Annotated in this window: 5 protein-coding genes; all 5 read left to right on the top strand. The window is 73.0% G+C overall.

Annotation, left to right across the window (positions count from 1 at the left end):
• Positions 1–848, top strand: an 848-nt coding sequence (locus ABZ641_RS22120; RefSeq protein ID WP_359984180.1) for an LLM class flavin-dependent oxidoreductase, incomplete at its 5' end; no start/stop codon positions are given.
• A 95-nt stretch (positions 849–943) separates the two neighbouring features.
• Positions 944–1,957, top strand: a complete 1,014-nt coding sequence (locus tag ABZ641_RS22115) for a carbohydrate kinase family protein (RefSeq protein WP_359984183.1) — start codon at positions 944–946, stop codon at positions 1,955–1,957.
• An 85-nt stretch (positions 1,958–2,042) separates the two neighbouring features.
• Positions 2,043–2,870: an FAD binding domain-containing protein gene (locus ABZ641_RS22110; protein WP_344624119.1), complete on the top strand. Its 828-nt coding sequence runs from the start codon at positions 2,043–2,045 to the stop codon at positions 2,868–2,870.
• Positions 2,867–5,593 carry a molybdopterin-dependent oxidoreductase gene (locus ABZ641_RS22105; protein ID WP_359984177.1) on the top strand — a complete coding sequence of 909 codons (2,727 nt, stop codon included), beginning with the start codon at positions 2,867–2,869 and terminating at the stop codon, positions 5,591–5,593. The genes ABZ641_RS22110 and ABZ641_RS22105 overlap by 4 nt, the downstream gene beginning before the upstream one ends.
• Positions 5,590–6,561 (top strand): antibiotic biosynthesis monooxygenase, encoded by a 972-nt coding sequence (locus ABZ641_RS22100; protein WP_359984174.1) that lies wholly within the window; start codon positions 5,590–5,592, stop codon positions 6,559–6,561. The genes ABZ641_RS22105 and ABZ641_RS22100 overlap by 4 nt, the downstream gene beginning before the upstream one ends.
• Positions 6,562–6,633: the final 72 nt, after the last annotated feature.

The raw sequence follows: 6,633 nt of genomic DNA, 5'->3' as shown, positions 1-6,633 counted from the left end.
ACCGGGTCGGCGCCGCCGCGCCCACCACCGCGGCCCGCGCCCTCGCCACCCTGGACCGGCTCTCCGGCGGACGGGCGGCCGCCCACGTGATCGTCGGCTCCAGCGACCTGGACGTCGCCCGCGACGGCGACCTGCTCGGCAAGGCGGACCGCTACCGCCGGGCCGGCGAGTACCTGGAGGTGTTCCGGCGCTACCTCGCGGCCGACGAGGACATCGACCACGACGGCGAGTTCTACCGGGTGCACGGCGCCAGGCCGGGGCTGCGCCCCGACCCGGGAGGCGACCTGCTCTCCTTCGGCGGCTCCGCCCCGGAGGGCGTCGCCCTGGCCGCCCGGTACGCCGACGTGTACGCGGTGAGCCCGCTGCCGCTGCCGGACACCCGCCGCAGGATCGCCGAGGTCCGGGCCGCCGCGGCCGCGCACGGCCGCACCCTGCGGATCTGGCGGCACGTCACCGTCGTCCTCGACGACACCGACGAGGCCGCCCGGGAGCGCGTCCGACGGCTGCGGCGCGACGCCCTGCGGCTCACCGCGGGCCCCGGCGCCCACGGCTTCGCCGAGGCCGTCCAGCTCGACCGGGACCGCGAACGCGGCCGCGCCGACCCGCGGCGGGCCGGCAGTGACGGTGCCGACCAGGTCGCCGCCTACGTCCGCCGCTCGCTCGCCGCCACGTACACCGGATCGCCGGACACCGTCGCCGACCGCATCGGCCTGCTCCGTTCGGCCGGCGTGGACATCGTCCAGCTCGACCTGCCCGCCGAGACCGACCACGACCGCGGACTGCGCCGCGCCCTCGTCGCCCGCCTCCGCCACGGCGTCCGGATCCCGGCCGCCCGACGCGGCTGGTGACCGGCCCGCCACCGGAAGGAACCCCCGTGACCAGCACCGCGTACGACCCGGCCGGGCGGATCGTCGTCAGCGGCTCCATCGCCACCGACCACCTGATGGAGTTCCCCGGGTCGATCGCCGAACAGCTGCTGCCCGACCGGCTGGACCGGGTCTCGCTCTCCTTCCTGGTCGGCGGGCTGGAGGTGCGCCGCGGAGGCGTGGGCGCCAACATCGCCGTCGGCCTCGGCCGGCTCGGGCTGGCCCCGGTGCTGGTCGGCGCCGCCGGGGCCGACCACGCCGAGTACGACGCCTGGCTGCGCGCCAACGGCGTCGACACCACCGGGGTGCTGACCGTGCCGGAGCTGTTCACCGCCCGCTTCCTGTGCACCACCGACCGGGAGCAGAACCAGATCGCCTCCTTCTACCCGGGCGCGATGGCCCGCGCTGCGGAGATCGACCTCGCGGGGGTGCTGGCCCGTACCGGACCGGCGCGGCTGGTCCTGGTCGGCCCGGACGATCCCGCGGCCATGCGGCGCCGTACCGAGGAGTGCCGCCGGGCCGGGATCCCGTTCGCCGCGGACCCGTCCCAGCAGCTCGCCCGGCTCGACGGCGAGGAGATCGCACAGCTCGTCGGCGGTGCCGAGCTGCTGTTCACCAACGCGTACGAGCGGGAACTGCTGCTCCGCAAGACCGGGCTGACGGCGGAGCAGGTGCTCGGGCGGGTCGGCAGCTGGATCACCACGCTCGGCGCCGACGGCGTCCGGATCGAGCGCCGCGGCGCACCGCCCGTGCACACCGCCCCGCCGCCCGAGCGGGCCCTGGCCGACCCGACCGGCGTCGGAGACGCCTTCCGGGCCGGGTTCCTGGCCGGGACGGTCTGGCGGCTGCCCGTGCTCGCCGCGGCCCGGGTCGGCTGCCTGCTGGCCACCCTGGCCCTGGAGGCGGTCGGCACCCAGGAGTACCGCTTCGACCCGGCGGACTTCCTGCACCGGCTCGCCGAGGCCTACGGGCCCGCGGCGGCCGCGGCCGTCCGGCCGCACCTGCCGGCCCGTTCCGGTATACGCTCGAAAGGTAATCCAGCGCCCGCCGGTCCTTCCTCGAACAGCTCGACCGCAGCGGCCGGAACATGACTCTGTCGCTCGAGGTTGTGCCCGCTCCCGGCGCACGTCGCGACCCGTCGGATTCCGCGAGTCCACTGAGCCGAGACCAATTGCCATGGACCTCAACACCATCACCGAAGTCGTGCGGCGACCTGCCGACCTGCCGGGTGCGGACTGGCGCGAGGGCGACGCCTGGCTCGCCGGCGGGACCTGGCTGTACTCCGTGGAGCAGCCGCACCTCGACCGCCTGATCGACCTGACGTCGTTACGCTGGGAGCCGCTCGTCCCGAGCGACACCGGTCTCGCGATCGGCGCCACGTGCACCGTCCGTGACCTCCACGCCTTCGAGCCGCCCGGCGAGTGGACGGCCGGCCACCTCCTGGCGACGAGCTGCGAGGCGTTCCTGTCCTCGTTCAAGGTCTGGAACTCGGCGACCGTCGGCGGCAACATCTGCATGTCGCTGCCGGCCGGCCCGATGATCACCCTGACCGTCGCCCTGGAGGCGACGTACGAACTGTGGGCCACCGACGGGTCGGTGCGCACCGTCGACGCCCACGACTTCGTCACCGGCGACAACCGGAACGTCCTCGCGCCCGGGGAGATCCTGCGGCGCATCGACATCCCGGCGCGCGCCCTGCGCAAACGCACCGCGCACCGCCGCTTCTCGCTGACCCGCCTCGGCCGCTCGACGGTTTTCCTCGTCGGCACCCGGACGCCGGGCACGAGCGACCTGCTGCTCACCGTGACCGCCGGCACCACGCGGCCCGTGCGCCTGGCCTTCGACACGATGCCCGACGCCGACGCGCTGCGGCGCGCCGTCGACGCGATCCCCGACGGCGTCTGGTTCGCGGACCCCAACGGGACCCCCGAGCACCGCCGCCACCTGACCCAGCACTTCGCCGAAGAGATTCGCCGCGAACTCACAGCCGGGGGTCCGGCATGACCTACATCGTGAACGGCAGGGGCTTCGACGAGGAACCGGCCCCCGGCCAGTGCCTGCGCACCTTCCTGCGGCAACTCGGCCACCACGGCGTCAAGAAGGGCTGCGACGCGGGCGACTGCGGCGCCTGCACGGTGTGGGTGGACGGCACTCCGGTGCACAGCTGCATCACCCCCGCCTTCCGTGCGGAGGGCCGCGAGGTGACGACGATCGAGGGCCTCGGGTCACCGGGGAACCTGCACCCGATGCAGCGCCGGTTCCGCGACGCGCCGGGCTTCCAGTGCGGCTTCTGCACCGCAGGGATGATCATGACCTCGGCCACCTTCACCGAGGCTCAGAAGGAGGACCTGCCGAGGGCGCTGAAGGGCAACCTCTGCCGCTGCACGGGCTACCGGGCGATCGAGGACGCCGTACGGGGTGTCGCCGGCGTGGAGACGGCCGCGCCCGGCAAGGCCGTCGGGACGAGCGTCGGTGCGCCGGCGGCCAACGACGTGGTCACCGGCCGCGCCGAGTTCACGATGGACACGCACATCGACGGCATGCTGCACCTCAAGGTCCTGCACTCGCCGCACGCGCACGCCCGGATCGTCTCGATCGACAAGACCGCCGCGCTCGCCGTCCCCGGCGTGCAGCGGGTCTACACCTGGGAGGACGTGCCGCGCAAGCGCTTCACCACCGCGATCCACACCGACCACCTCGTCGACCCGGACGACACCTTCGTCCTCGACGACACGGTGCGCTTCGTCGGCCAGCGCGTCGTCGCCGTGCTGGCCGACACGGTCGCGGCGGCCGAGGAGGGCTGCCGCAGGGTCGTCGTCGACTACGAGCCCCTGCCGGCGGTGTTCGACCCCGAGGAGGCCATGGCCGAGGGGGCGCCGCAGCTGCACGGCACGGCGGACCCCTTCGTCCGCGACCCCGTCCACAACATCCTGCTCGAACTCCACTCGCACATCGGCGACGTGGACGCGGGGTTCGCCGAGGCCGACGTGATCCACGAGGGCACGTACTCCTCGCCGCGGGTGCAGCACGCGCACCTGGAGACCCACGGATCGATCGCCTGGATGGAGGACGGCCGGCTGAACGTCCGCACCAGTTCGCAGTCGCCGTCCATCGCCAAGGTCAAGCTCGCGTACCTCTTCGCGCTGCGGCCGGACCAGCTGCGGGTGTTCTGCAAGCGCGTCGGCGGCGGCTTCGGCGGCAAGCAGGAGGTGATCTCGGAGGACCTGGTCGCGCTCGCCACCCTGGACACCGGCCGGCCGGTCTGCTTCGAGTACACCCGCGAGGAGGAGTTCACCACCGCCTCGCCCCGGCATCCGATGACGCTCACGGTCAGGCTCGGCGCGAAGGCGGACGGCACCCTCGCGGCGTTCCAGGTGCGCAACGTGTCGAACACGGGCGCCTACGGCAACCACGGCGGCGAGACGCTGTTCGCGGGCGGCGCGGCCGTCATGATCTACCGCTGCCCCAACAAGAAGTACGACGCCTACTCCGTGTACACCAACACCGTTCCGAGCGGGGCGCTGCGCGGCTACGGGATGACGCAGCCGGCGTTCGCCGTGGAGTCGGCGATGGACGAGCTGGCCCGCGCGCTGCACATGGACCCGCTCGACCTGAGGCGGCGCAACATCGTGCGTCCGGGCGATCCGCTGGTCGCTATGCACGACGGCCCCGACGACGTGATGTTCACCGAGGACGGGCTCGGGAAGTGCATCGACCTGGTGGCCGACGCGCTGGCCCGTCGGGTCGACGAGCCGCCGCCCGGTCCGGGGTGGCTGGTCGGGACGGGCGTGGCGAGTTCGCTGCACGAGACCGCTCCGCCGACCGACCACATCTCGGAGGCGTGGGTCACGCTCGGCGACGACCTCGTCTACGAGTTGTCGGTCGGGACGGTCGAGTTCGGCGAGGGCACCTCGACCGCCCACGTGCAGATCGCGGCCAACCAGCTGGGCACCACGCCGTCGCGGATCCGCCTGGTCCAGTCCGACACCGACCGCACCGGGTTCGACACCGGTGCCTTCGCGAGCGCCGGCCTCTTCGTGGCGGGCAACGCCGTCCTGCGGGCGGCCAACGCCGTGCGCGACCGGATCCTGGAGTTCGCCGCGGCGCACACCGGCGTCCACGTCGTGCTGTGCTCGATGGACGACGACGGCGTCGTCTGCGGCGACCGGCGGGTGTCCCTGGCCGAACTCGTCGCACTGGCCCGGGCGCGCGGGATCCGCTTCACCGCCGCCCGCCGGGCCTACGGGTCGCCCCGGAGCGTCACCTCCAACACACAGGGGTTCCGGATCGCCGTCCACCGGGTGACGGGCGAGATCCGGGTGCTCTACAGCGTCCAGGCGACCGACGCCGCCGTGGTGATCAACCCCGCGCAGGTCCGCGGGCAGGTGGAGGGCGGCGTCGCCCAGGGGATCGGCTTCGCACTGACCGAGAACCACCACGTCGACGCCGACGGGGTCATGGTCAACCCCAACTTCCGCAACTACCGCATCCCCACGTACGCCGACGTCCCCCGCACCGAGGTGCTCCTGGTGGAGTCCTCGGACTCCTTCGGGCCGATGCGGTCCAAGGGCATGGCGGAGTGCTGCATCAACCCGGTGGCCCCGGCGCTGGCGAACGCGCTCCACGACGCCACGGGCGTCCGTCACCGCGCGCTGCCGCTCACCCCGGAGCGCATCTACGGCCGGCTCGCCGGGAGCAGGCAGGCATCCACGGGGCGGACGACATGACCACCGAGGAGCGCAACGGCGCGACGGCGACGGCCATCATCGGCCAGAAGGTCCGGCCCGGACTGGACCGGGAGTACGCGACGTGGCAGCTGGACGTCAACAGCGCCGCCGCCGACTACACCGGGTACCTCGGCGCGGAGATCTCCCCGCCGACGGCCCTGCAGCCGGACTGGGTCGTGGTGTACCGGTTCGACTCGATCGCCCACCTGCAGGCGTGGATCAACAGCGCCACCCGGCAGACCCTGCTCGACGTCGGCCGCGTCTACTTCGACGGCCCGGCCACCCAGCAGGTGGTCAGCGGCGGTGCCAGGCCGCCGGATCCGCTGGTGACCATGGTGGTCACCCACCGCGTCCACCCGAACCACATCGACGACTTCCTCGCCTGGCAGCAGCGCATGAGCCAGGAGGAGAGCACCTTCGTGGGCTACCGCGGCACCGAGCTCTTCCGCCCGATCGAGGGGCTGCAGGAGGAGTGGACCACGCTGTACCGGTTCGACAACGCCGAGCACCTCGACGCCTGGCTGACCTCGGCCGAGCGACAGGAGATCCTGGAGGAGGGCCGGAAGTTCAACGAGTTCAAGCTGCACACGATCGACAACTCGTTCGGCAGCTGGTTCGCCTTCGAGGAGAACGGCAGGGAGGCGCCGCCGCCCTCGGAGGCCAAGACCGCCCTCGCGGTCTGGGCCGGCCTCTACCCGACCGTGGTGCTGCTGACGCTCGCGCTGTCGCCGGCGCACATGCCGCTCTGGCTCGGGCTGCTCGTCGGCAACCTGCTGTCGAGCTTCATCATGACCTTCTTCACGATGCCCTACTACGTGAACCGGCTGCTCAAGCGGTGGCTGCGGCCGAATCCCGACGAGCCGGCGGCGAAGACCAACCGCATCGGCCTCGGCATCGTCGCCGCGGCGACCGCGTTCTGGGTCGCGGTCTTCTACCTGATCACGACGCAGTTCTGGACGCTGCCCTGACCGGCTCGGTGCCGGTCCGCGCCTGAACGCGCACCCGCTCCGGCGCGGGGACGGCCCGCCCGGGAGCGGGTG

Source organism: Kitasatospora sp. NPDC007106 (genome assembly GCF_040634455.1).
Taxonomy (GTDB): domain Bacteria; phylum Actinomycetota; class Actinomycetes; order Streptomycetales; family Streptomycetaceae; genus Kitasatospora; species Kitasatospora arboriphila.
This window is presented reverse-complemented; position numbering and strand designations above follow the sequence as displayed.